Raw genomic sequence first — 23,262 nt, 5'->3', positions numbered from 1 at the left:
CCGGTCCGTTTCAGGCTAGTATCGACCACGCACTCGGGCGATTGGCGCAGTGGTAGCGCGCTTCGTTCACACCGAAGAGGTCACTGGTTCGAACCCAGTATCGCCCACCGAGCAGAGGCCGTCCCCGCACCCGCGGAGGCGGCCTCTTTCGTGTCTCTGGTGCGGCGACGACTCGGGGATCCGCCTCGGTGACGCCCAGTCGGCCCGGAGTTCCGCGGGGGCACCCGGTGCGGTCGCCGCCCCGACGCCTGCTCGACGGCGCCCGGTCCCTGCTCGCGTGCCGATGTCCGCAGGGTGCCGGGGGAGAGCCGTCCGGCCGCGTCCATCAGCCCGACGACCGCCTGGTCCGGGTCGAGCCCCCGGCGCGCGACCTCGCTCGTCGACTCCGTCACCCGGCTGTTCACCCGCCCCGAGGCCACCGCGCGCTGTCCAGGCACGCGATCTCCAGGGCGACGGGTGTGCGGCCGAGCGCATCGTCGCGGCGCTGGAGCACATCGACTTCCGCGGGCGCGGTTCCCAGCGCTTCGGCGGCGACGCGTCGAGCGGGTGAAATCTGAGGCTGCCGGGACCGGCGAGAACTGCTGCTCAGGGCTGCTCGTCCGTGACGAAACGGGACGAAGCGATCCCGGAGACGCCTCCGTGCCCGGAAAGAGAGCGCCGCACGACAGGTCCTGGACAGGCGTCCAGTCTGCGCGGTGCCCCGACGCCGTGCACAGTGCTCGCAAGACCGGAGAACGTGCTCGGTATCGCGCCGAGCGCACCCGCCGCAGCGTTGACGCGACGGCCCCGGTGGTCGTTCTCGCGGTCCTCAGGAGGCCGTGCGGACGTTCGCTCCTCCTCCGTGCGCAGGGGGCACGGAGGGGCCGCCGGTCGCCGTCGACACGGGCCTGGCATCGTCGCTCCGGAGATGCCGCCGCGAGCGACCGCCATCGCGAGACGTCCGCTCCGCGCGCTCCGGGACCGTTGAGTCTTCAACTGTCAGGCACGTTGCTTCTCCCGGCGTCTGTCTGTAGGTTGAGCCGCGCCGGCCGGGGCCCGGCGCGGGGCCAAGCGCGCAGGGGGAGCTTGGCGTCGGGCACCGGCGGCGGGGGGTCAGACGCCCGCGAGGACGCGGGTCGTCTCCGCCGCGCTCGTCCGGTCGCGCAGCGCGCGCCCCAGCCGGCGCAGCGCGTCGTCGTCCGCGAGCAGGTCCGACCAGTCGTCAGGGTCGACGCTCGGGGCGTCGCCCCGGGCCCGCCGCGTCGCCGCGACCTGGAGCTGGTAGGCGAGGATCACCTCCCGCGGGCTGCCGGGGACCGCGACGCGCACGTGGTCCACGTCGTCCCGGCGCGAGTGCAGCGCGAGCGCGGCGAGGCCGTCGAAGATCTCGATGGTGCGGTGGTACTCGTCCACCGCCGCGCTCGATCCGGGCAGGCCGCCGTCGCCGACGGTCGCCACCACGAATGCGTGCAGGTGCTCGAGATCCCGCCGGCGCTCGCGGGCGTACGCCGCGGACGACGCGAGCTGGCCCACGATGCCGACCGTCAGCAGCACGCTCGCCGCGAGCACGAGGTACCGGGTGCGCACGCCGAGGACGAGGTACGGCTCGGCGCTGCCGGGCTCGTGCAGCAGCAGCGCCACGAAGCTGACGACGGCCCACACGACGGCGACGAGCGCGCCCGCCGCCGCGACGTCCATGCCCCACCGCAGCCGCACGGGGCGGCGCGAGCGGGTGCGGACGCACGACACGGCGAACGTCGCGGTCGCCGCCACGAACGTGCCGTAGTACAGCGCGCGGTAGACCCACATGAGCGGTCGGTCGGAGGTCTGGGCGTCGAGGTCGAGGGTCGTCCACGGCCCGCTCGCGACCGCGAGCGCGATCATCGCCGCGCCGACGAGCCCGGCCGCGAGCGCCACGTACCGCGTCCGCGGGGCGTGGCCGGTCGTCGTGCTGTACGCCCACACGCCGACGAACAGGCAGCCGGCGACGAGCGCCACGTGCTTGGCGACCTCGTGGGTGCCGCCGGGGGCGTGCGTCTTGAGGAGCTCGGCGACGGCGGGGACCCGGAGCGCGGACGCCACGGCGACGAAGGCGAGGCCGAGGGGGAGCGCCGTGTCGGCGCCCGTGCGGGCGCGCAGCGCCGTCCACGTGGCGGCGGTGGCGAACAGCGCGGTGGCGACGAGGTCGAGCACGGGGCTCATCGGTAGAGCTCGAGGGACGTCAGGCGTGCGGCGGAGCTCCCGTGCGACGCGATGGAGATCATCAGCTCGCTCGCGAGCCGCTCGACGCGCTGCTCGGCAGGGTCGTCGTGCTCGTCGCGGCACCCGGCGGCGGACGGGGCCGGGCCGGGGCGCGTCGAGTCCAGGACGTGCACGAGCTCGTGCGCGACGACGTGGTCGCGGTGGGGGCCGGGGAGCGTCTGGCGGGCGTCGACGAGGACGAGGTCGCGCTCGGGGAACGCGAGCCAGAGGCCGGTGACGCCGGGGCCGAGGTCGCCCTCGACGACCTCGAGGGGCTTGCCGCGGGTCGCGGCGACGAGGCGGCACGCCTCGTCGATGCTGCGGGCGCGATCGAGCCCCGCGGCGCGCAGGAGGTCATCCACGGTCGGCCTCCGGGGCAGGAGGGTGCCCGTGCGGGGTGCCGCGGGGTGCCACGGGAGGGAGGTGCTCGAGGCTCCGGACGCGGTCGACGATCTCGATGATGGCGCGGACGTTCTCGGGCGACAGGCCCTGGGCGCGCAGCGCGAACTGCTCCACGCCCTCGTCGGCGAGCGCGGCGCGCAGCCGGTCGTCGGGGCTCTCCTCGGGGTCGACGAGGCTCCCCGTGCTCACCCCGAAGAACGCGGCGATGCCCTCGACGACGCGCAGGCTGGGCGACGAGCGGTGCCCGCCGCGCAGAGCGCTGAGGTACGCCTCGTTGATGGAGTAGCCGCGCGCCGTCATCCAGTGGGCGGCCTCCCTGTTGGTCACGGGACGCCCGCCGCGGCCGCGCGCGAAGAGCTCGTTGAGCCGGTGCCGGAAGACGCGTGCGGTGCGCTCCCCGGGTGCCACGTCGTCGTCCATGGGCTGATTCTGGCAGGCTCGGACCGCGCGTGCGCCGGCCCGGGTCGGCGGGTCTCGCGGGCGGGGCCCCCGCCCGTGCCCGCGTCGCGCGGCGTGGTGCGGCCGGGTAGCGTTCCGTGCGGGCGCGGGACGAGCCCCGCCCGGTGCGGGACGCGCGCACCACGACCCCCCGAGGGAGCCGGTATGAGCGAGCAGACACCGAAGGACCGGGGCGGCCTCGGCGACCTTCTCGGCAAGGCCAAGGAGTTCATGACCGACGAGCGCATCGACAAGGCCAAGGAGCTCATGACCGATGAGCGCATCGACGAGGTCGCGGGGAAGATCAAGTCCGTGGCCCCGGACTCCGTCGACCGGCACGTCGACACCCTGGCCGAGAGGGCGAAGAAGGCCAACGACTGACCTGCGGGTCGGTACGATCGAGGGGCGCCGTCCACGACGGCGCCCTTCGTGCTGTCGGGGACGCCCCGGCACCGGGGGACCTGACCGGGCGCCGCGCGCGCCTCCCGCCACAGATCGGAGCACGGACGTGTCTGACGTCGTCTCGTCACCACTCACCATCACCCTCGACGCGGAGGAGACCACGGTGACGACGGGCACGACGGGCACGGACCTGTTCGCGTCGCGTCGCGACGTCGTCGTCATCCGGGTGAACGGGGAGCTCAAGGACCTCGACACGCCGGTCGCGGACGGCGACGTGGTCGAGGGCGTGACGATCGACTCGCCCGACGGCCTCGCCGTGCTGCGGCACTCGGCCGCGCACGTGCTCGCGCAGGCCGTCCAGCAGGTCAACCCGGACGCGAAGCTGGGCATCGGCCCGCCGATCACGGACGGGTTCTACTACGACTTCGACGTCGAGACGCCGTTCACCCCCGAGGACCTCAAGGCGCTCGACAAGGCGATGTCGCGCATCGTCCGGGAGGGCCAGACCTTCCGTCGCCGCGTGGTCACCGAGGACGAGGCGCGCGCCGAGCTCGCGCACGAGCCGTACAAGCTCGAGCTCATCGGGCTCAAGGGCTCCGGCACCACGGACGACACCGAGGGCGCGAGCGTCGAGGTCGGTGGCGGCGAGCTGACGATCTACGACAACGTGCGCGGCGCCGGGCGCGAGAGCGAGACGGTGGTCTGGAAGGACCTGTGCCGCGGCCCGCACCTGCCGAGCACGCGCCTGATCGGCAACGGCTACCAGCTCATGCGCTCGGCCGCGGCGTACTGGCGCGGCAGCGAGAAGAACCCGCAGCTCCAGCGCATCTACGGCACGGCGTGGCCGACGAAGGACGAGCTCAAGGCGTACCTCGAGCGGCTCGCGGAGGCGGAGCGGCGCGACCACCGCCGGCTCGGCAACGAGCTCGACCTGTTCTCCTTCCCGGAGGAGATCGGCTCGGGCCTGCCGGTGTTCCACCCCAACGGCGCGACGATCCGCATGGAGATGGAGGAGTACTCGCGCAAGCGGCACGTGGAGGCCGGCTACTCGTTCGTCAGCACGCCGCACATCACCAAGGCGAACCTGTTCCAGACGTCGCGCCACCTCGACTGGTACGCCGACGGCATGTACCCGCCGATGCACCTGGACGAGGAGCTCGACGACGACGGCAACGTCAAGCGCGCGGGCCAGGACTACTACCTCAAGCCGATGAACTGCCCGATGCACAACCTCGTGTACCGCTCGCGCGGGCGGTCGTACCGTGAGCTGCCCCTGCGGCTGTTCGAGTTCGGCACGGTGTACCGCTACGAGAAGTCGGGCGTCGTGCACGGGCTCACGCGAGCCCGCGGCTTCACCCAGGACGACGCGCACATCTACACCACGCGCGAGCAGATGCGCGGCGAGCTGAGCTCGCTGCTCTCGTTCGTGCTGGACCTCCTGCGCGACTACGGGCTGGACGACTTCTACCTCGAGCTCTCGACGCGCGACCCCGAGAAGTCGGTGGGCGACGACGCGACGTGGGAGGAGGCGACCGAGGTCCTGCGTCAGGTCGCGACGGAGTCGGGCCTCGAGCTCGTCGCCGACCCGGGCGGTGCGGCGTTCTACGGACCGAAGATCTCGGTCCAGGCCAAGGACGCGATCGGCCGCACGTGGCAGCTCTCGACGATCCAGCTCGACTTCTTCGAGCCGGAGCTGTTCGAGCTCGAGTACACGGCGTCCGACGGCACGCGCCAGCGCCCCGTGATGATCCACCGTGCGCTGTTCGGCTCGATCGAGCGGTTCTTCGGGATCCTCGTCGAGCACTACGCAGGCGCGTTCCCCGCGTGGCTCGCGCCCGTCCAGGTCGTCGCGGTCCCCGTCGCGGAGCCGTTCAACGACTACGTGGCCGACGTCGTCGCGCAGCTCAAGGCGCAGGGGATCCGCGCGGAGGTCGACTACTCCGACGACCGGTTCGGCAAGAAGATCCGCAACGCGAGCACGCGCAAGGTGCCCTTCGTCCTCATCGCGGGCGGCGAGGACGCCGAGGCGGGCGCCGTGTCGTTCCGCTACCGGGACGGCCGCCAGGACAACGGCGTGCCCGTGGCCGAGGCCGTCGAGCGGATCGTCTCCGCCGTGCGCGACCGCGTCCAGGTCTGACGGCGCGTGAGCGACGAGCGCACGGGGGCGCCCGGCGCGGCCGACGAGGCCGCGCCGGGCGCCGCACCCGACCCCGCGACCGGTGCGACGGTCGAGACGCCGGACGAGCACCCGCGGTTCGACGACGGCCTGGACCGGCTCTGGACGCCGCACCGCATGGTGTACATCGGCGGGCAGGACAAGCCCGCGGACGACTCGCGCGGCCAGTGCCCGTTCTGCCGCGTGCCGGACCGGACGGACGAGGACGGGCTGGTCGTCGCGCGCGGCCAGGCCGCGTACGTCGTGCTCAACCTCTACCCGTACAACCCGGGCCACCTCATGGTCGTGCCGTACCGGCACGTCTCCGACTACACGGACCTCACGGAGGCCGAGACGGTCGAGGTCGCGCACCTCACGCAGACGGCCATGCGCGTCGTGCGCGCGGTGTCCGCGCCCGACGGCTTCAACCTCGGCATGAACCAGGGCGCGGTCGCGGGCGCGGGCATCGCCGCGCACCTGCACCAGCACGTCGTGCCGCGCTGGGCGGGGGACGCCAACTTCCTGCCGATCGTCGCGCAGACGAAGGCCGTCCCCGAGCTGCTCGCCGACACGCGGGCGCGGCTCTCGGACGCGTGGCCGACCACCGGCGAGGGGGACGACGCCTGATGTTCGGTCGCCTGCGCGCGCTCACCACGCGCCTGTTCACGCCGCTCGCCGCGTTCCTCCTGCGCGTCGGGGTGAGCCCGGACGCGGTGACGGTCACGGGGACGCTCGGCGTCGTCGTCGGCGCCCTGTGGCTCTTCCCGACCGGGCACCTGTTCGCCGGGGTCATGGTCGTCATGGTCTGCGCCTTCGCCGACGTGCTCGACGGCGTCATGGCGCGCCGCGCCGGCCGGTCGGGGCCGTGGGGCGCGTTCCTCGACTCGACCCTGGACCGGCTCGCCGACGCCGCCGTGTTCGTCGGGCTCACGCTGTGGTTCGTCCGCGCCGACGACCCGCGCCTCACGCCCGACCTCGCCGCGTGGGGGACCGGCGTCGCGCTCGCGTGCCTCGCGCTCGGCGCCGTCGTGCCGTACGCACGGGCCCGGGCCGAGAGCGTCGGCATGACCGCGCAGGTCGGGATCGCCGAGCGCGCCGACCGCCTCGTCGCGGCCCTCGTCGCCGCCGGGCTCGTCGGCCTGGGCCTGCCGCCCGTCGTGCTCGTCGTCGTGCTCGGCCTGCTCGCGCTCGCGAGCGCCGTGACGGTCGTGCAGCGCGTCGCGACGGTGCGCCGCCAGGCGCTCGCCCTCGCCACGAGCGCCCCCCGCACCGACGACACGGAGGACGGTCGCTGATGGCCCTCGACGCCGGCAAGGCGTTCACGTTCGCCTGGCGCAACGCGCGCAAGGTGCCCGACCCGCTGCTGCGCGGGCTGTTCGACGTGATCGCCGACGTGACGTGGCTGCTGCACGGCGGGGGAGTGCGCCAGCTCGAGCGCAACCTCGCGCGCGTGCGGCCCGGGCTCTCGCCGCGCGCCCTGCGCCGGCTCTCGCGCGCGGGCATGCGGTCGTACATGCGCTACTACCGGGAGGCCTTCACGCTCCCCGCGTGGACGCCCGAGCAGGTCGAGGCGCGCGTGCGGCTCGTCGGCTACGAGCACCTGGCCGTGCACCTCGACGGCGACCGGAGCCCGGTCCTCGCGCTGTCCCACCAGGGCAACTGGGACCTCGCGGGCGCGTACGCGACCCCGCACATCGCGCCCGTGCTCACGGTCGCGGAGCGGCTGAAGCCCGACGAGCTGTTCGAGGAGTTCCTCGCGTTCCGCACGTCGCTCGGGCTCGAGATCCTCGCGCTCGGCGACGGCGACGTCTTCCGCGACCTGGTGCGCGGCGCGAGCCGGCCGGGGAAGATCATCCCGCTGCTCGCCGACCGCGACCTCACCCACCGCGGCGTCGAGGTCGACCTCTTCGGTCACCGCGCGCGCGTCGCCGCCGGGCCCGCGGCGCTCGCCGTGAGCACGGGCGCGCCGCTCGTTCCCGCCGGCATCTTCTACGAGCGGCTGCACGGGGACCGCCGTCGTGCCGCGGGCTCGCCCTGGGGGCTGGTCATCCGTTTCTTCCCGCGCGTCGAGATCGCGACGGACCTCCCGCGCGCCCAGCGGGTGGCGGCGGCGACGCAGTCCTGGGTGGACGCGCTGAGCGTCGCGATCCGCGAGCACCCGCAGGACTGGCACATGCTCCAGAAGGTGTTCGTCGACGACCTCGACCCCGACCGCTACGCGCGCACGCGCGCCGCGGCGGGCGAGCCGGCCCCGGACACGGAGCGTGCCGCATGAGCCTGCGCGTGGGCATCGTGTGCCCCTACTCGTTCGACGCCCCCGGCGGGGTGCAGTTCCACGTGCGCGACCTCGCCGAGGCGCTCATGGCGCGGGGCCACGAGGTCTCCGTGCTCGCCCCGGCCGACGACGACACGCCCGTCCCGGACTACCTCACCTCCGCCGGCGGCGCGGTCCCCGTGCGCTACAACGGCTCCGTCGCGCGGCTCACGTTCGGGCCGCGCACCGCGGGCCGCGTGCGCCGGTGGCTCGACGCCGGGCGGTTCGACGTGCTGCACCTGCACGAGCCCGTGACGCCCTCGCTGAGCATGCTCGCGCTCTGGATCGCGCAGGGCCCGATCGTCGCGACGTTCCACACGTCGCTCGTGCGCTCGCGCGCGCTGCAGGTCGCCTACCCGCTCGTGCGGCAGAGCCTGGAGAAGATCGACGCGCGGATCGCCGTCTCGGAGGACGCGCGGCGCACGCTCGTGGACCACCTGGGCGGTGACGCCGTCGTCATCCCCAACGGCGTGTACGTCGACACGTTCTCCGACGCCGTGCCGAGCCCGGCTTGGCAGGGCACGCCCGAGGCGCCGACGATCGCGTTCCTCGGACGCCTGGACGAGCCGCGCAAGGGCCTGCCCGTCCTGACGGCCGCGATCCCGCGGATCCTCGAGCAGCTCCCCGGCGCGCGGTTCCTCGTCGCCGGCCGGGGCGACGACGGCCGGGACACCGCGATCGAGGCGCTCGGTGCGCACGCGTCGTCCGTCGAGTTCCTCGGCGGCGTGAGCGACGAGGACAAGGCGAGCCTGCTCGCCTCGGTCGATCTGTACATCGCCCCGCAGACGGGGGGCGAGAGCTTCGGGATCGTCCTCGTGGAAGCGATGAGCGCCGGGGCGTGCGTCGTCGCGAGCGACCTCGGCGCGTTCCGCCGCGTGCTCGACGACGGCGCCGCAGGCGTGCTGTTCCCCGTCGGTGACCCCGAGGCGCTGGCCCGTGCGGTGGTCGACGTGCTGGCCGACCCCGACGCCCGTGCCGAGCACCGGGCGCGCGCGGCCGAGTTCGTCCGCCGGTTCGACTGGTCCGCGGTGACCGACCAGGTCTCCGCGGTGTACGACATGGTGCTCGCGGCGTCCGAGGCGGTCATCCCCGTGCACGAGGACCCGCGCTCGCGCCGGGGCGGGCGCCTGCTCGGACGCGTCCGTGAGGAGGAGGTGGGTCACCCGTGACCTGGTCCGAGATCGCCGTCCTCGTCCTCGTGGTCGCGGCCCTCGCCGCCTGGCTGCTGTGGGTCGCCGCGTCGCGGCTCGACCGCCTCCACCGCAAGGTCATGGCGTCGCGGCTCGCGCTGGACGCGCAGCTGGTGCGCCGCGCGTCGGCCGCCGTGGACCTCGCCGCGTCCGGCGAGCTCGACCCGGCCAGCTCCGTCCTGGTCGCCGAGGCGGCGCACGCCGTCCTCGACGACGACGCGGACGCCCGCCGGCTCGGCGAGCAGGTGCCCGGCCTCGTGCCGCCGGACGGCCCCCGGCCCCGGCGTCTCCTGGGCGGCATGGCGGAGTCGCGCGCGCTCGCCGAGAGCGACCTCACCGCGACCCTGCGCTCCGCGCTGGAGGACGCCGACGACCTCGCCGAGGTGCGGTCGGTCCCGGCGGGCGACGAGCTGCTCGCCACGCTGTCTGCCGCGTGGTACCGCGCCCAGCTCGCGCGCCGCTTCCACAACGAGGCCGTCGCGCAGGCGCTGCGCGTGCGCAGCAAGTGGTGGGTGCGCCTGTTCCACCTGGCGGGCCACGCGCCGATGCCCGTCACGGTCGAGCTCGACGACGCCGCGCCGGACGTCCTCGTGCGGCCGGTCGCCTCCGCGGCCACGGCCGACTGAGAGTCGGCTCTCGCGTGCGGTACCGGGCTCGGCGGCCCCCTCCCGGCCGGTCCGGGCGCCGAGGCCGTGGACGTCCCGGCGATAGGATGGGAGCGCGTGGGAGCATGTGCCGTCGAGCCTGTTCGACGGCGTCCGCGCGCGAGCGCGCGACGTTCCCCTGACCTGAAGGTGTGAGGTACCGGTGACCAACGTGGCCGACCAGAACGTCCCTGCCGAGAGCGCCCCGGGCGCCGCGACCACGGAGGGTGCCGGCGCGGTCGGCACCGCGAAGGTCAAGCGGGGGATGGCGGAGATGCTCAAGGGCGGCGTCATCATGGACGTCGTCACGCCCGAGCAGGCGAAGATCGCCGAGGACGCCGGGGCGGTCGCGGTCATGGCCCTCGAGCGCGTGCCCGCCGACATCCGCGCCCAGGGCGGCGTCTCGCGCATGTCCGACCCGGACATGATCGACGGGATCATCGAGGCCGTCTCCATCCCCGTGATGGCCAAGGCGCGCATCGGCCACTTCGTCGAGGCGCAGGTGCTCCAGTCGCTCGGCGTGGACTACGTCGACGAGTCCGAGGTCCTCACGCCCGCGGACTACGCCAACCACATCGACAAGTGGCAGTTCACCGTCCCGTTCGTGTGCGGGGCGACCAACCTCGGCGAGGCGCTGCGCCGCATCACCGAGGGCGCCGCGATGATCCGCTCCAAGGGCGAGGCCGGCACGGGCGACGTCTCCAACGCGACCACGCACATGCGCACCATCCGCGGGGAGATCCGCCGCCTCACGTCGCTCCCCGAGGACGAGCTGTTCGTCGCCGCGAAGGAGCTCCAGGCGCCGTACGAGCTCGTCAAGGAGGTCGCGGCGACCGGCAAGCTCCCGGTCGTCATGTTCACCGCCGGCGGGATCGCGACCCCGGCCGACGCCGCGATGATGATGCAGCTCGGCGCCGAGGGCGTGTTCGTGGGCTCGGGCATCTTCAAGTCCGGCAACCCCGCCCAGCGCGCGGCAGCCATCGTCAAGGCCACGACGTTCTACGACGACCCCGACGTGATCGCCAAGGTCTCGCGCGGGCTCGGCGAGGCGATGGTCGGCATCAACGTCGACGACATCCCCGTCCCGCACCGCCTGGCCGAGCGCGGCTGGTGACGGACTCCCGCGCGTCGCAGCCGTCCGTCGTCGTGCCGACGACGGACGGCTGAGCCGTCGTGGCCGAGGCCGCCGGAGCGCCGTCGTCCCTGGGACCCGACTGGGTGCTCGGGGACGACGGCCTGTACTTCCGCCGCGGCGCGCGCGTGCTGCTCCTCGACGACGCGGACCGCATCCTCCTGGCGCGCGGGCACGACGTCGACCAGCCCGAGCGCTCGTGGTGGTTCACGATCGGCGGGGGAGTCGACCCGGGGGAGAGCGACGTCGACGCCGCGCTGCGCGAGGTCCACGAGGAGACGGGCCTGCGCCTCGACCCGGGCGCGCTCGTCGGCCCGGTGTACACGCGCAGCGCGATCTTCGACTTCTACCGCCAGCACTGCCGCCAGGACGAGGTGCTGTTCCTCGCGCGCGTCGCCGGGGTGGACGGCGACGGCGGGCTGAGCCGCGACGGGTGGACGGACGTCGAGCTCGACGTCGTCGACGAGATGCGCTGGTGGGCGCTCGACGACCTGCGCGGCGTCCGGATCGAGGTCTTCCCCGAGGGCCTGCCCGACCTCGTCGCGCCGCTGCTGCGCGGGTGGGACGGCGTGACGCGGCACCTCGGCACGGCGCGCGCGGACTGAACGGCGCTACGCCCGGCGGGCGACCACCCGCCACACGATCCCGCCGACCAGCAGGCCCGCGCCCAGCAGCCCGCCGCCGATCGCGACGAACCACAGCACGATCGTGCCGCCGAGCGTCGCGAAGAACGTGCCGAAGCGCCAGCCCTCGGTGACGACGAACGTCGTGCCCGCGGGCGCCGCGCCCTGCGCGACGGACACCGTGCACGTCCCGGACGCGGGCGGCGTGACCTCGGCCACCGTCGTCGCCTGGAAGGAGCCCAGGCCGGAGCTGCCGGACACCGACGGGGCGCTCACCGTGAGGTCGCCGTCGGCGCAGGTCACGGTCACGTCCTCGACGTCGAGGAGCGCGCTGTCCGAGGACCCCGCGCGACCCACCGCCCAGACGCTGTACGGCTGGCCGCCCGTCGCCGCGAGCTCCGCCTCGCCCGGTACGTCGCCCGACGCGAGCGCGGCCGACCCGGGCTGGCCCGCGCCGTCGATCACGCCGGTCGGCAGCGCCCGGACGAACGTCGTCACGCCGAGGACCCCCGCCACGAGCGCGAGCACGAGCACGACGGCGCCGACGACGATCATCGTCGTCGCGCCGCGCGTGCTGCGCGGGGGCCGGGGCGCGGTCCCGGGGTACGGCGCCGGACCGGGCGCGGGGTAGGGCTGACCGGGGGCGGGCGGGTACGTCACGACGGCGAGGCTAGCAACCGTGGGCGCGGCCGGAGGCCCACCGCGCGGACCGGCGGAGAGGACCGCCGACGTATCATTCCCCTTCGTGACGATCACGATCGGTGTCCTGGCCCTCCAGGGCGACGTGCGCGAGCACCGCGCGGCGCTCGAGGCCGCGGGCGCCCGCACGGTGGGCGTCCGGCGCCCCGAGGAGCTCGCCGCGGTCGACGGGCTCGTGCTCCCGGGCGGTGAGTCGACGACCATCGACAAGCTCCTCCGGATCTTCGAGCTCGACGAGCCGCTGCGCGCGCGCATCGCCGAGGGCCTCCCCGTCTACGGCTCGTGCGCCGGCATGATCCTGCTCGCGGACCGCATCCTCGGCGGGACGGCCGACCAGCGCACCATCGGCGGTCTCGACGTGACGGTCCGGCGCAACGCGTTCGGTCGCCAGGTCGACTCGTTCGAGACCGACCTCGCGTTCGCGGGTCTGGCGCCGTCGGACGGCGGGCGCGGCCGTGCACCGAGACCGAGCCGGGACGGGGACGCGGTGCACGCCGTGTTCATCCGTGCGCCCTGGGTCGAGGAGGCCGGGCCCGGGGTCGAGGTGCTCGCGCGGATCCCCGAGCACGGCGCACCCGGCATCCCGACGGCCGCCGCCGGTAGGATCGTCGCAGTCCAGCAGGGATCGCTGCTCGCCACCTCGTTCCACCCGGAGATCTCCGGGGACGCGCGCGTGCACGAGCTGTTCGTCAGAATCGCGAAGGGGTAGGAACGCATGTCAGGGCACTCCAAGTGGGCCACGACCAAGCACAAGAAGGCGGCCATCGACGCCAAGCGCGGCAAGCTCTTCGCGAAGCTCATCAAGAACATCGAGGTCGCGGCGCGCACGGGCGGCGGTGACCCCGCGGGCAACCCGACGCTGTTCGACGCCATCCAGAAGGCGAAGAAGTCGTCGGTCCCCAACGACAACATCGACCGCGCCGTCAAGCGCGGGTCGGGCACGGGCGCCGACGCCGTCGACTACCAGACGATCATGTACGAGGGCTACGGCCCGAACGGCATCGCCGTCCTGGTCGAGTGCCTCACCGACAACAAGAACCGCGCGGCCTCCGAGGTCCGCCTCGCGTTCAGCCGCAACGGGGGCAACCTCGCCGACCCGGGCTCCGTGTCCTACCTCTTCTCGCGCAAGGGCCTCGTCGTCGTGCCGAAGGCCGACGGCGTGACCGAGGACGACGTCATGCTCGCCGCGCTCGAGGCGGGGGCCGAGGAGGTCACCGACTCCGGCGAGGTCATCGAGGTGCTCTCCGAGGCGAGCGACCTCGTCGCCGTGCGCAGCGCCATCCAGGAGGCGGGGATCGAGTACGACTCCGCCGACTCGATCTGGCACCCGTCCATGGAGGTCGAGGTCGACGCCGAGGGCGCGCGCAAGATCCTGCGCCTCATCGACGCGCTCGAGGACAGCGACGACGTGCAGAACGTCTACGCCAACTTCGACGCGTCGGACGAGGTCATGGCGGAGCTCGAGAACGACGACTGACCCGGCTCGGGTCGCCTCCGGGTGGTCAGGTCGCGGTGCGGCCGGGAGGTCGGCGCGCGGTCTACCATCCGCGGCGCTCGTTCCTCGCGCCGCTCCCGCCAGGCCCGCCACGACCGCGCACCGACCTCCCGGCCCCACCGCTGGCTGGTCCGTCGCCGGACCGCGTGGCACGGCCGGTCCGTGCCGTTCACGTGAAAGGGTCGGGGGGTGCGCGTTCTCGGAGTGGATCCTGGGCTGACCCGGTGCGGTGTCGGGGTGGTGGACTCCGCGCGGGGGCGGCGGGCCGAGCTCGTCGCCGTCGGGGTGATCCGGACGGACCCGGAGCTGAGCGTGGACCTGCGGCTGCTGCGGGTCGCGGAGCGGCTCGACGCGTGGCTCGACGAGCACGTGCCCGACGTCGTCGCGGTCGAGCGCGTGTTCGCGCAGCACAACGTCGGGACGGTCATGGGCACCGCGCAGGCTGCGGGGATCGCGATGGTCGGGGCGGCGAAGCGGGGCGTCCCCGTCGCGCTGCACACGCCGTCGGAGGTCAAGGCCGCGGTCACGGGGAGCGGACGCGCCGGCAAGGAGCAGGTCCAGCGCATGGTCGCGAGCATCCTCGGCCTGGCGGAGCCGCCGAAGCCCGCGGACGCGGCGGACGCGCTCGCGCTCGGGATCTGCCACCTGTGGCGCCCGGCGGGCGCCCTGCAGGGTGGCGAGCGCCACGAGCTGACGCCCGCGCAGCGCGCCTGGGCGGCCGCGGAGCACGCGGCGAAGGGACGCCGCGCGCCGCGCTAGAGGCGGCCGTGGCGGTGGTCGTGCGCGTGGCCGCGCCGGTGGTCCGTGTCGGTCGGTCGGCGGGTGGGCGGCCCTTGCTAGAGTGACCGCGGTCGTACGGGTGTTCGACGCGCCCCTCGGCGCGCGGCCCGACGGCGGTCCTCGGGCCGGCGGACCATCGGACCAGGTCGGCGGTGCCGGCCGGAAGAGGAGCCTGCGTGATCGCGTCCCTGAGCGGTGTCGTGGCGAGCGTCCAGCTCGACCGCGCCGTGCTCGAGGTCGGAGGAGTGGGCTACCTCGTCCACGCCACGCCCGCCACGCTCGCCGCCCTGCGCGTCGGGGAGACGGCGCGCCTCGCGACGAGCCTCGTCGTGCGCGAGGACTCGTTCACCCTCTACGGCTTCGCCGACGACGACGAGCGCGCCGTCTTCGAGACCGTCCAGACCGTGAGCGGCGTCGGTCCGCGCCTCGCGCTCGCGATGCTCGCCGTGCACACGCCCGACGGCCTGCGCCGTGCGGTCGCGGGCGCCGACATCGCCGCGCTCGTGCGCGTCCCGGGTATCGGCAACAAGGGTGCGCAGCGGATCGCGCTCGAGCTCGGCGACAAGCTCGGCCCGCCCACGGGCTCCGACGCCCCCGACGCGGGGTCGACCGCCTCGGCGGCGGCGCGTCCGGACGACCGCCGCGACCAGGTGGTCGAGGCGCTCGTCGGGCTCGGCTGGAACCTCAAGGCCGCGGACGACGCGGTGTCCACCGTGCTCGCCGAGGCGGGCGTCGACGTCGTCGAGGCGCCCGACGTGGCGGGTGCGCTGCGCGCCGCGCTGCGGGTGCTCGGCGGGCCGAGGAGCTGACGATGGCGACCTTCGACCAGGTGGGTCTCGACGACCTCGGCGGGGACGGCACGTTCTCGTCGGAGCGCATCGTCGCGGCGGGCGCGGACGACCTCGAGCGCGCGGCCGAGGCCGCGCTGCGCCCGCGCCGGCTGGAGGAGTTCGTCGGCCAGGCCGTCGTGCGCGACCAGCTGTCGCTCGTGCTCCAGGCTGCGCTCGCGCGGGGGAGCGCGCCCGACCACGTGCTCCTGTCGGGCCCGCCCGGGCTCGGCAAGACGACGCTCGCCATGATCATCGCCGCGGAGCTCGGCACGTCGCTCCGCGTGACGTCCGGTCCGGCGATCCAGCACGCCGGCGACCTCGCGGCGGTGCTGTCCTCGCTCGAGGAGGGCGAGGTCCTGTTCATCGACGAGATCCACCGGCTCGCGCGACCGGCCGAGGAGCTCCTCTACATGGCGATGGAGGACTTCCGCGTCGACGTCGTCGTGGGGAAGGGGGCCGGGGCGAGCGCCATCCCGCTCTCGCTCCCGCCGTTCACGGCGGTCGGTGCGACGACGCGCGCAGGGCTCCTGCCCGCGCCGCTGCGCGACCGGTTCGGCTTCACCGGGCACCTGGACTTCTACTCGGGCGACGAGCTCGAGCGCGTGCTGACGCGCTCGGCCGGCCTGCTCGGCGTCGCGCTCGACCCGGACGCCGCCCGTGAGATCGCGGGCCGCTCGCGCGGCACGCCCCGCATCGCGAACCGCCTGCTGCGGCGCGTGCGCGACTGGGCGCAGGTGCGCGGTGACGGGACCATGGACCTCGCGGCTGCGCGCGCAGCCCTCGAGGTCTACGAGGTGGACCCGATCGGCCTCGACCGGCTCGACCGGGCGGTGCTCACCGCGCTGTGCACGCGCTTCAACGGCGGTCCCGTGGGCCTGACGACGCTCGCGGTGACGGTGGGCGAGGAGGCGGAGACGGTCGAGACCGTCGCCGAGCCGTACCTCGTGCGCGAGGGCCTGATCGGGCGGACGCCGCGAGGCCGCGTCGCGACCCCGGCCGCCTGGACGCACCTCGGGCTCACCCCGCCGCGCGAGGGCGGCACGCTCTTCGACGCCTGAGGCGACGCCGGCGGTCACGGGCCCGCGGGAGCGCTCCGTGACGGCGGTCACAGGCGCTCCGCGGGTGGTCCTAGAATGGTCGGGACCCGAGCGGGCGGAACTCCGCGGCGAGACGGCTCGTTGGTGAACCGTGCGCGCACGCCTAGACTGCGCGCAGATCCCGCACAGAACAGGACACGAGACTCCGTCATGGATATCAGCTTCATCCTCATCCTCGCCCTCGCGGCGGGTGCGATGTTCCTCATGACCAGCCGCACCCGCAAGCAGCAGCGCGAGGCCCAGAACTTCCGGGCGACCCTCGCCCCCGGGCAGGAGGTGATGACGGGCTCGGGCATGTTCGGCACGGTCGTCGACGTCGATGACGAAGCCGACGTCATCACCATCGAGTCGACGCCGGGCAACCAGTCCCGGTGGCTGCGCGCCGCGATCGCCAAGCTCGTCGAGCCCCCGGTCGAGGAGACCGAGGAGACGACGGCGGACGACGCGTCCGAGGACGCGGCCGAGTACGGCACCGCCGGCGCCGACGCCGGGACCACCACGAAGGGCGACGTCGACGACCTCGTCGTGCCCGACGACCTCTCCGGTCTGACCGACGACCGGTCGGAGAAGGACCGCGGACGCCGGGACGACGGCACCGACATCAAGTGACCCTATGCCGGTCGCTGCCGCGACCGGCCTGACGCGGTGGGCCGCGAGGCCCACCGCACACGCACGAGAAGAGACGGACAGTTGGCCACCAGCAGCACACGAGCGAGGCCCGTACGGACCCTCGTCACCCTGGGAATCCTCATCGTCGTCCTCTTCGGGTCCCTCTTCGCGGGCACGAAGCTCGACCCGAAGACCGAGGACAACCCGGGCGGGGCGAGCCTCACCCCGGGCCTCGCGCTCGATCTCGAGGGTGGCACGCAGATCATCCTGCAGCCCGTCACCACCGACGGCTCGCAGCCGACGGCCGAGGACATCAACCAGGCGATCAACGTCATCCGCCAGCGCATCGACGCGCAGGGTGTGTCCGAGGCCGAGATCACGAGCCAGGGCCGCAACAACATCGTCGTCGGCATCCCGGGGCAGCCGTCCCAGGAGACCATCGACCTCGTCAGCACCTCGGCCCAGATGCGCTTCCGCCCCGTGCTCTCCGTCGGCATGCCGACGGCGACGCCCGCTGACGAGTCCACCGACCCGGCCGCGGGCGAGGACGCCACGGCCGAGGACGCCCCGGACGCGACGGAGTCCGCGGACGCGGCCACCGACGGCGCGACGGACCCCGCGGCCGAGGACGGCACGGACCCGGCGGCCGACGCAGCGACGGACGCCCCGGCGGACGACGCCACGACGGACCCGGCACCGGAGACGACCCGCCCGGAGAACCCCAGCGACCTCGCGCAGATCACGCCGGAGCTGCAGGCGCAGTTCGACGCGCTCGACTGCACGCTCCCCGAGAACCTCGTGGGCGGCGACAGCGGACCGACCGACAGCGCGTTCGTCTCGTGCGCCGACGACGGCACGGCCAAGTACATCCTGGGCCCGGTCGAGATCGAGGGCACCGACATCTCGAACGCGAGCTCCGGCCTGCGCGTCGGGCAGAACGGCGTCGTCACCAACGAGTGGGTCGTCAACATCGAGTTCGACTCCGAGGGCACCAAGGCCTTCCGTGACGTCACGACGCGTCTCACGACGCTGCCGTCGCCGCAGAACCAGTTCGCGATGGTCCTCGACGGCCTCGTCATCTCGGCGCCCGTCTCGCAGGTCGCGATCCCCGACGGCAAGGCCGAGATCTCGGGCAGCTTCACGCGCGACAGCGCGGCGACGCTTGCGAACCAGCTCAACTTCGGCTCGCTCCCGCTGACGTTCGAGGTGCAGAGCCAGGAGCAGATCTCGGCGACGCTCGGCTCCGAGCAGCTCGAGAAGGGTCTGCTCGCGGGCGCGATCGGTCTGCTGCTGGTCGTCATCTACTCGCTCTTCCAGTACCGCGTGCTCGGCCTGGTCACCGTCGCGTCGCTCGGCATCGCGGCCGTCGTGTCGTACGGCGTGATCTCGGTGCTCTCGTGGACGATCGGGTACCGCCTGTCGCTCGCCGGCGTCGCGGGGCTCATCGTCGCGATCGGTATCACCGCGGACTCGTTCATCGTGTACTTCGAACGCATCCGCGACGAGCTGCGCGACGGCCGGACGCTGAACTCCGCGGTGGAGAAGGGCTGGCAGCGCGCCCGCCGCACGATCCTCGCCTCGGACGCGGTGAACTTCGTCGCCGCGGTGGTGCTGTACTACCTGGCCGTCGGCGGCGTGCGCGGCTTCGCGTTCACGCTCGGCCTGACCACCCTGGTCGACCTCATCGTGGTGTTCCTGTTCACGCACCCGCTCATGCAGCTCCTCGCCCGGACCAAGTTCTTCGCGAACGGCCACCCGGCGTCGGGCCTCGACCCGCGGCGCCTCGGTGTGCGCGGTCCGCGGTACGCAGGTCGCGGTCGTGTCGTCGGCGCGACCTCGACGGCCCCCGCGGCCGGCGACGCCGTCGTCGAGGACGCGCCCGTGCAGGACGCCCCGACGCCCGAGCGCGCGGCGCCCGTGCGGGAGACGGTCGGCGCGGGCGTGGGCCGGTCCGACGGTCCGCGCATGACCATCGCGGAGCGCCGCGCGGCCGAGCGGCGAGCCGCCGCCTCCGCGGACGGCGACGACGGGTCCCCGGCCGCTGACGCGGCAGGCGACGAGAACGAGGAGAAGCACTGATGGCCAGCGGTTTCGCCCAGTGGGGCAACGACCTGTACACGGGCCGCCGGTCCTACGCCATCGTCGCCAAGCGGCGTGCCTACTTCGTGGTGGCGCTCGTCCTGGTCGTCCTGTCCCTCGGCATCATCGGGGTCCGGATCGCCGGTGACGGGCTCAACCTCGGCATCGAGTTCCGCGGCGGGTCGGAGTTCACCGTCTCCGGCGTCTCCGACACCTCGCAGCAGCCCGCGCTCGACGCCGTCGCGGCGGTCGCCCCCGAGGAGGTGCCGCGCGTCACCTCGGTGGGCTCCAGCACCGTGCGGGTGCAGACGGCGGAGCTCAGCAACGCGCAGGTCGAGCAGGTCGCCGTCGAGCTCGCGAGCGCGTACGACGTGTCCGAGGGGGAGGTGACGAGCTCGTACATCGGCCCGACCTGGGGCAAGGACGTCTCCCAGAAGGCGATCGTCGGCCTCGTCGTCTTCCTGCTCCTCGTGAGCCTGGTCATGACGATCTACTTCCGGAACTGGCGCATGGCGCTCGCCGCGGTCATCGCCCTGTTCCACGACCTGATCGTCACGGTGGGCATCTACGCGGCGATCGGCTGGGAGATCACGCCGGCGACGGTGATCGGGCTCCTGACGATCCTCGCGTACTCGATCTACGACACGGTCGTGGTCTTCGACAAGGTCCGTGAGAACACCGCGGGTGTCCTCGACCAGACGCGCAGCACGTACGCCGAGCGGGCGAACCTCGCGATCAACCAGACGCTCGTGCGCTCGATCAACACGTCCGTCGTCGCGCTGCTCCCCGTCGCGGGCATCCTCTTCATCGGGGCGTTCCTCCTCGGCGCGGGCACCCTGCGCGACATCGCGCTCGCGCTGTTCGTCGGCATGGCCGTCGGCGCGTACTCGTCGGTGTATCTCGCGACGCCGCTTGAGGTCGCGCTGCGCGAGCGCGAGAAGCCGATCCAGGAGCACACGGCCAAGGTCCTCGCGCTGCGCGCGGAGCGGGCCGAGGTCGCGGGCGACGAGGAGGACGCCGCGCTCGCGGCGGCCGGCGTCGGGGCGGGGCACCGCCAGCTCCAGCCGGGCGCGCACCAGGGCAACAAGGCGCAGCCGCGCCGCCGTCGTCCCCGATGACGGCACCCGGTCACGTGACGGCCGGCGAGGCGGGCGGCCTGCGCGCCGTCCACCTCGCCGGCCTCGGCCCCGAGCGCGCCTCGCGCGTGCTCGAGCTCGTCCGCGCCGTCCCGGACTACCCGGGGCCGGGGATCGTCTTCCGGGACATCACCGGCCTGCTGGCCGACGGCGACGCCTTCGGCCACGTGGTCGAGGCGCTCGGCGACGTGGCGCGCGCCGCGGGCGGGGTCGACCTCGTCGCGGGCATGGAGGCGCGCGGCTTCCTCATCGGGGCGCCGCTCGCGACGCACCTCGGCGTGGGGTTCGTGCCGCTGCGCAAGGCGGGCAAGCTCCCGCCGCCGACGGACACCGTCACCTACGACCTCGAGTACGGCACCGCGACGATCGAGCTCCGGTCGGGAACACTGCCCCCGGGTGCGCGTGTTCTCGTGGTGGACGACGTGCTCGCGACCGGGGGCACGGCGGCCGCGGGCGCCGAGCTCGTCGAGCGCGGGGGAGGCGTCGTGGTGGGCCTGGCGTTCCTCCTCGAGCTCGAGGGTCTGGGAGGCCGCGAGCGGCTCGCGGGCCGCGAGGTGGCCACGCTGGTCCACGTCGAGTCGTAGGATTGCCACTCCGGTCGTCTCGGCTGGTCGCCGGTATCGTGCCGGCGGCCGCCGCCCTGCGGAAGGAGGCGCGCATGAGCGAGAACACCCGGACGTCGCGCGCTCCTGAGCGCGCGGGCGCCCCGACCTCCGGCACCGGTGGCTCGGGCGGGCGCGGCGTCCGCTCCCGCCTCGTGCGCTTCGGCGCGCGCCCCAACGCGGGCAGCCCGGCGCTCGAGCCGGTGCTCCAGGCGGTCCGCACCAACCACCCCCGCACGGACCTCAGCGTCATCGAGCGCGCCTACGAGACCGCCGAGCGCGCCCACCGCGGCCAGCTGCGCAAGAGCGGCGACCCGTACATCACGCACCCCGTCGCGGTCGCGACGATCCTCGCCGAGCTCGGGTTCGACGGGTCGACGCTCGCCGCCGCGCTGCTGCACGACACGGTCGAGGACACCGACTACTCGCTCGCGCAGCTCACCGAGGAGTACGGCGAGGAGATCGCCATGCTCGTCGACGGCGTGACCAAGCTCGACAAGGTGACGTACGGCGACGCGGCGCAGGCCGAGACGGTGCGCAAGATGGTCGTCGCCATGGCGCGCGACATCCGCGTGCTCGTCATCAAGCTCGCCGACCGCCTGCACAACGCCCGCACCTGGAAGTACGTGTCGTCGTCGTCGGCAGGGCGCAAGGCGCGCGAGACCCTCGAGATCTACGCGCCGCTCGCCCACCGCCTCGGCATGAACACGATCAAGTGGGAGCTCGAGGACCTGTCGTTCCAGGCCCTGTACCCCAAGGTGTACGACGAGATCGTCCACCTCGTCGCCGAGCGCGCGCCGGCGCGCGAGGAGTACCTGGCCGTCGTGCGCGAGCAGGTCACGGCCGACCTGCGCAGCGCGAAGATCAAGGCGACCGTCACCGGTCGGCCGAAGCACTACTACTCGATCTACCAGAAGATGATCGTGCGCGGCCACGACTTCGCGGAGATCTACGACCTCGTCGGCGCGCGCGTCCTGGTGGACAGCGTCCGGGACTGCTACGCGGCGCTCGGCGCGCTGCACGCGCGGTGGAACCCCGTGCCGGGGCGGTTCAAGGACTACATCGCGATGCCGAAGTTCAACATGTACCAGTCGCTGCACACGACGGTCATCGGGCCGGGCGGCAAGCCGGTCGAGATCCAGATCCGCACGCACGAGATGCACCGGCGCGCGGAGTACGGCGTCGCGGCGCACTGGAAGTACAAGGAGACCGCGAAGTCGGGCGGCAAGACGGCGAAGGACGACGCCGCGGCCAACGACATGCGGTGGCTGCGCCAGCTCGTGGACTGGCAGCGCGAGACGGCCGACCCGGCCGAGTTCCTCGACTCCCTGCGCTTCGAGATCGGCGGCGCGGAGGTCTACGTCTTCACCCCCAAGGGCGACGTCATGGCGCTGCCGGCAGGCTCGACGCCGGTCGACTTCGCCTATGCGGTGCACACCGAGGTCGGGCACCGGACGATGGGTGCGCGGGTCAACGGCCGGCTCGTCCCGCTCGACTCGACGCTCGAGAACGGCGACTCGGTCGACGTCCTCACGTCGAAGTCCGAGAACGCGGGGCCCAGCCGCGACTGGCTCGCGTTCGTCAAGAGCCCGCGGGCGCGCAACAAGATCCGGCAGTGGTTCTCCAAGGAGCGTCGCGAGGAGGCCGTCGAGCACGGCAAGGACGCGATCGCCAAGGCGATGCGCAAGCAGAACCTGCCGATCCAGCGCCTGCTGTCGCACGAGTCGCTCGTCGCGCTCGCCAACGAGCTCCGCTTCGCGGACGTCACCGCGCTGTACGCGGCGATCGGCGAGGGCCAGGTGTCGGCGGCGAACGTCGTCTCCAAGCTCGTCCAGGCGATGGGCGGCGAGGAGGGCACGGTCGAGGACGTCGCCGAGACCGCCCGTCCCGGGCACACCGCGCGCCGCGTGCGCACGGGGGACCCGGGCGTCATGGTCAAGGGCGTCGACGACATCTGGGTCAAGCTCGCGAAGTGCTGCACGCCGGTCCCGGGCGACGAGATCATCGGGTTCGTCACGCGCGGGCAGGGCGTGAGCGTGCACCGCGCGGACTGCGCGAACGTCGTCGGGCTGCGCAACCAGCCCGAGCGGATCGTCGACGTCTCGTGGACCACGGGCAGCAACGCGATGTTCCTCGTGCAGATCCAGGTCGAGGCGCTCGACCGTGCGCGCCTGCTCTCCGACGTGACGCGCGTCCTGTCGGACAACCACGTGAACATCCTCTCGGCGACCGTCTCGACCTCGAACGACCGCGTGGCGATGTCGCGCTTCGTCTTCGAGATGGCGGAGCCCGCGCACCTCGCGCAGGTCCTCAGCGCGGTCCGCAAGGTCGACGGCGTGTTCGACGTCTACCGCATCACGGGGACAAAGGCCGCCGAGACGGCGCAGCTCCCCGCCTGAGGCCGCGGCCGGCACG

At 73.6% G+C, this 23,262-nt stretch carries 23 protein-coding genes and 1 tRNA gene; 20 read left to right on the top strand and 4 right to left on the bottom strand.

Features of this window, described 5'->3' with window-relative positions; all coding sequences use genetic code 11:
• Window positions 1–35 precede the first annotated feature (35 nt).
• Window positions 36–107: transfer RNA gene (locus ABIE39_RS04125), tRNA-Val, on the top strand.
• 985 nt (window positions 108–1,092) lie between these two features.
• Here ABIE39_RS04125 and ABIE39_RS04120 read toward each other — a convergent pair.
• The 3 genes from ABIE39_RS04120 to ABIE39_RS04110 are packed head-to-tail and all read right to left on the bottom strand — an operon-like array spanning window position 1,093 to window position 3,042.
• The gene (locus ABIE39_RS04120) at window positions 1,093–2,181 is read right to left on the bottom strand and encodes a hypothetical protein (protein WP_354050557.1); all 1,089 of its coding nucleotides are present in this window, start codon (window positions 2,179–2,181) and stop codon (window positions 1,093–1,095) included.
• Window positions 2,178–2,582 (bottom strand): hypothetical protein, encoded by a 405-nt coding sequence (locus tag ABIE39_RS04115; protein WP_074806166.1) that lies wholly within the window; start codon window positions 2,580–2,582, stop codon window positions 2,178–2,180. Before ABIE39_RS04115 ends, ABIE39_RS04120 begins: the two co-directional genes overlap by 4 nt.
• On the bottom strand, window positions 2,575–3,042 hold the full coding sequence (locus ABIE39_RS04110) for an XRE family transcriptional regulator (RefSeq protein WP_175008613.1): 468 nt from the start codon (window positions 3,040–3,042) through the stop codon (window positions 2,575–2,577). Before ABIE39_RS04110 ends, ABIE39_RS04115 begins: the two co-directional genes overlap by 8 nt.
• Window positions 3,043–3,225: 183 nt before the next feature.
• Between ABIE39_RS04110 and ABIE39_RS04105 the strand changes: the two genes are divergently transcribed.
• The 9 genes from ABIE39_RS04105 (at window position 3,226) to ABIE39_RS04065 (ending at window position 11,502) form a co-directional block, all read left to right on the top strand.
• A complete protein-coding gene (locus ABIE39_RS04105; RefSeq protein WP_175008612.1) occupies window positions 3,226–3,441 on the top strand; it encodes a hypothetical protein in 216 nt (71 codons plus the stop codon).
• 127 nt (window positions 3,442–3,568) lie between these two features.
• Window positions 3,569–5,599: a threonine--tRNA ligase gene (thrS, locus tag ABIE39_RS04100; protein WP_186810408.1), complete on the top strand. Its 2,031-nt coding sequence runs from the start codon at window positions 3,569–3,571 to the stop codon at window positions 5,597–5,599.
• Window positions 5,600–5,605: 6 nt separating this feature from the next.
• Window positions 5,606–6,244, top strand: a complete 639-nt coding sequence (locus tag ABIE39_RS04095) for an HIT family protein (protein ID WP_502914829.1) — start codon at window positions 5,606–5,608, stop codon at window positions 6,242–6,244.
• Window positions 6,244–6,912, top strand: coding sequence for a phosphatidylinositol phosphate synthase (pgsA, locus tag ABIE39_RS04090; RefSeq protein ID WP_114553008.1), 669 nt, complete (start codon window positions 6,244–6,246; stop codon window positions 6,910–6,912). Before ABIE39_RS04095 ends, pgsA begins: the two co-directional genes overlap by 1 nt.
• Complete coding sequence (locus ABIE39_RS04085) at window positions 6,912–7,892, top strand: phosphatidylinositol mannoside acyltransferase (RefSeq protein ID WP_114553007.1); 981 nt, start codon at window positions 6,912–6,914, stop codon at window positions 7,890–7,892. Before pgsA ends, ABIE39_RS04085 begins: the two co-directional genes overlap by 1 nt.
• A gap of 2 nt (window positions 7,893–7,894) precedes the next feature.
• Entirely contained in the window at window positions 7,895–9,100 is a 1,206-nt protein-coding gene (locus tag ABIE39_RS04080; protein ID WP_209829247.1) for a glycosyltransferase family 4 protein, read from the top strand.
• Complete coding sequence (locus tag ABIE39_RS04075; RefSeq protein ID WP_175008610.1) at window positions 9,097–9,747, top strand: hypothetical protein; 651 nt, start codon at window positions 9,097–9,099, stop codon at window positions 9,745–9,747. Before ABIE39_RS04080 ends, ABIE39_RS04075 begins: the two co-directional genes overlap by 4 nt.
• A gap of 190 nt (window positions 9,748–9,937) precedes the next feature.
• A complete protein-coding gene (gene pdxS / locus ABIE39_RS04070; RefSeq protein ID WP_034652135.1) occupies window positions 9,938–10,879 on the top strand; it encodes a pyridoxal 5'-phosphate synthase lyase subunit PdxS in 942 nt (313 codons plus the stop codon).
• A 59-nt stretch (window positions 10,880–10,938) separates the two neighbouring features.
• On the top strand, window positions 10,939–11,502 hold the full coding sequence (locus tag ABIE39_RS04065; protein WP_175008609.1) for an NUDIX domain-containing protein: 564 nt from the start codon (window positions 10,939–10,941) through the stop codon (window positions 11,500–11,502).
• Between the two features lie 6 nt (window positions 11,503–11,508).
• Here the strand turns inward: ABIE39_RS04065 and ABIE39_RS04060 are convergent, their stop codons facing one another.
• Window positions 11,509–12,180: a hypothetical protein gene (locus tag ABIE39_RS04060; protein WP_354050553.1), complete on the bottom strand. Its 672-nt coding sequence runs from the start codon at window positions 12,178–12,180 to the stop codon at window positions 11,509–11,511.
• Between the two features lie 85 nt (window positions 12,181–12,265).
• On the opposite strand from ABIE39_RS04060, the gene pdxT reads away from it, so the two are divergent.
• From pdxT to ABIE39_RS04010, 10 genes are all read left to right on the top strand, one after another.
• The gene (gene pdxT / locus ABIE39_RS04055) at window positions 12,266–12,928 is read left to right on the top strand and encodes a pyridoxal 5'-phosphate synthase glutaminase subunit PdxT (protein ID WP_175008608.1); all 663 of its coding nucleotides are present in this window, start codon (window positions 12,266–12,268) and stop codon (window positions 12,926–12,928) included.
• Window positions 12,929–12,934: 6 nt separating this feature from the next.
• The gene (locus tag ABIE39_RS04050; RefSeq protein WP_053370897.1) at window positions 12,935–13,696 is read left to right on the top strand and encodes a YebC/PmpR family DNA-binding transcriptional regulator; all 762 of its coding nucleotides are present in this window, start codon (window positions 12,935–12,937) and stop codon (window positions 13,694–13,696) included.
• Between the two features lie 207 nt (window positions 13,697–13,903).
• Window positions 13,904–14,473, top strand: a complete 570-nt coding sequence (gene ruvC / locus ABIE39_RS04045; RefSeq protein ID WP_354050551.1) for a crossover junction endodeoxyribonuclease RuvC — start codon at window positions 13,904–13,906, stop codon at window positions 14,471–14,473.
• A 197-nt stretch (window positions 14,474–14,670) separates the two neighbouring features.
• Complete coding sequence (gene ruvA / locus ABIE39_RS04040) at window positions 14,671–15,303, top strand: Holliday junction branch migration protein RuvA (protein ID WP_175008607.1); 633 nt, start codon at window positions 14,671–14,673, stop codon at window positions 15,301–15,303.
• A gap of 2 nt (window positions 15,304–15,305) precedes the next feature.
• Window positions 15,306–16,382: a Holliday junction branch migration DNA helicase RuvB gene (gene ruvB / locus ABIE39_RS04035; RefSeq protein ID WP_175008606.1), complete on the top strand. Its 1,077-nt coding sequence runs from the start codon at window positions 15,306–15,308 to the stop codon at window positions 16,380–16,382.
• 189 nt (window positions 16,383–16,571) lie between these two features.
• The gene (yajC, locus tag ABIE39_RS04030; protein ID WP_021483634.1) at window positions 16,572–17,030 is read left to right on the top strand and encodes a preprotein translocase subunit YajC; all 459 of its coding nucleotides are present in this window, start codon (window positions 16,572–16,574) and stop codon (window positions 17,028–17,030) included.
• An 81-nt stretch (window positions 17,031–17,111) separates the two neighbouring features.
• Window positions 17,112–19,109 (top strand): protein translocase subunit SecD, encoded by a 1,998-nt coding sequence (gene secD, locus ABIE39_RS04025; protein WP_175008605.1) that lies wholly within the window; start codon window positions 17,112–17,114, stop codon window positions 19,107–19,109.
• Window positions 19,109–20,227: a protein translocase subunit SecF gene (gene secF, locus ABIE39_RS04020; protein ID WP_043651870.1), complete on the top strand. Its 1,119-nt coding sequence runs from the start codon at window positions 19,109–19,111 to the stop codon at window positions 20,225–20,227. The genes secD and secF overlap by 1 nt, the downstream gene beginning before the upstream one ends.
• Window positions 20,224–20,829, top strand: coding sequence for an adenine phosphoribosyltransferase (locus ABIE39_RS04015; RefSeq protein ID WP_175008604.1), 606 nt, complete (start codon window positions 20,224–20,226; stop codon window positions 20,827–20,829). The genes secF and ABIE39_RS04015 overlap by 4 nt, the downstream gene beginning before the upstream one ends.
• A 74-nt stretch (window positions 20,830–20,903) precedes the next feature.
• Window positions 20,904–23,246 carry a RelA/SpoT family protein gene (locus ABIE39_RS04010; RefSeq protein WP_074807188.1) on the top strand — a complete coding sequence of 781 codons (2,343 nt, stop codon included), beginning with the start codon at window positions 20,904–20,906 and terminating at the stop codon, window positions 23,244–23,246.
• The last annotated feature ends 16 nt before the right edge of the window (window positions 23,247–23,262 follow it).

The organism is Cellulosimicrobium sp. 4261 (assembly GCF_040546915.1).
In the GTDB taxonomy this organism is placed as follows: domain Bacteria; phylum Actinomycetota; class Actinomycetes; order Actinomycetales; family Cellulomonadaceae; genus Cellulosimicrobium; species Cellulosimicrobium cinnabarinum.
Note: the sequence above shows the minus strand (reverse complement) of the source record. Positions and strands in the feature narration are given on the sequence as shown.

What these genes read in the sequence shown, in the direction of transcription:
- ABIE39_RS04015 (WP_175008604.1), top strand. Translation starts at nt 20,224, where the DNA reads ATGACGGCACCCGGTCACGTGACGGCCGGCGAGGCGGGCGGCCTGCGC.
- ABIE39_RS04050 (WP_053370897.1), top strand. Translation starts at nt 12,935, where the DNA reads ATGTCAGGGCACTCCAAGTGGGCCACGACCAAGCACAAGAAGGCGGCC.
- ABIE39_RS04105 (WP_175008612.1), top strand. Translation starts at nt 3,226, where the DNA reads ATGAGCGAGCAGACACCGAAGGACCGGGGCGGCCTCGGCGACCTTCTC.
- ABIE39_RS04085 (WP_114553007.1), top strand. Translation starts at nt 6,912, where the DNA reads ATGGCCCTCGACGCCGGCAAGGCGTTCACGTTCGCCTGGCGCAACGCG.
- secF (WP_043651870.1), top strand. Translation starts at nt 19,109, where the DNA reads ATGGCCAGCGGTTTCGCCCAGTGGGGCAACGACCTGTACACGGGCCGC.
- pgsA (WP_114553008.1), top strand. Translation starts at nt 6,244, where the DNA reads ATGTTCGGTCGCCTGCGCGCGCTCACCACGCGCCTGTTCACGCCGCTC.
- ABIE39_RS04120 (WP_354050557.1), bottom strand. Translation starts at nt 2,181, where the DNA reads ATGAGCCCCGTGCTCGACCTCGTCGCCACCGCGCTGTTCGCCACCGCC.
- ABIE39_RS04010 (WP_074807188.1), top strand. Translation starts at nt 20,904, where the DNA reads ATGAGCGAGAACACCCGGACGTCGCGCGCTCCTGAGCGCGCGGGCGCC.
- yajC (WP_021483634.1), top strand. Translation starts at nt 16,572, where the DNA reads ATGGATATCAGCTTCATCCTCATCCTCGCCCTCGCGGCGGGTGCGATG.
- ruvB (WP_175008606.1), top strand. Translation starts at nt 15,306, where the DNA reads ATGGCGACCTTCGACCAGGTGGGTCTCGACGACCTCGGCGGGGACGGC.
- ABIE39_RS04110 (WP_175008613.1), bottom strand. Translation starts at nt 3,042, where the DNA reads ATGGACGACGACGTGGCACCCGGGGAGCGCACCGCACGCGTCTTCCGG.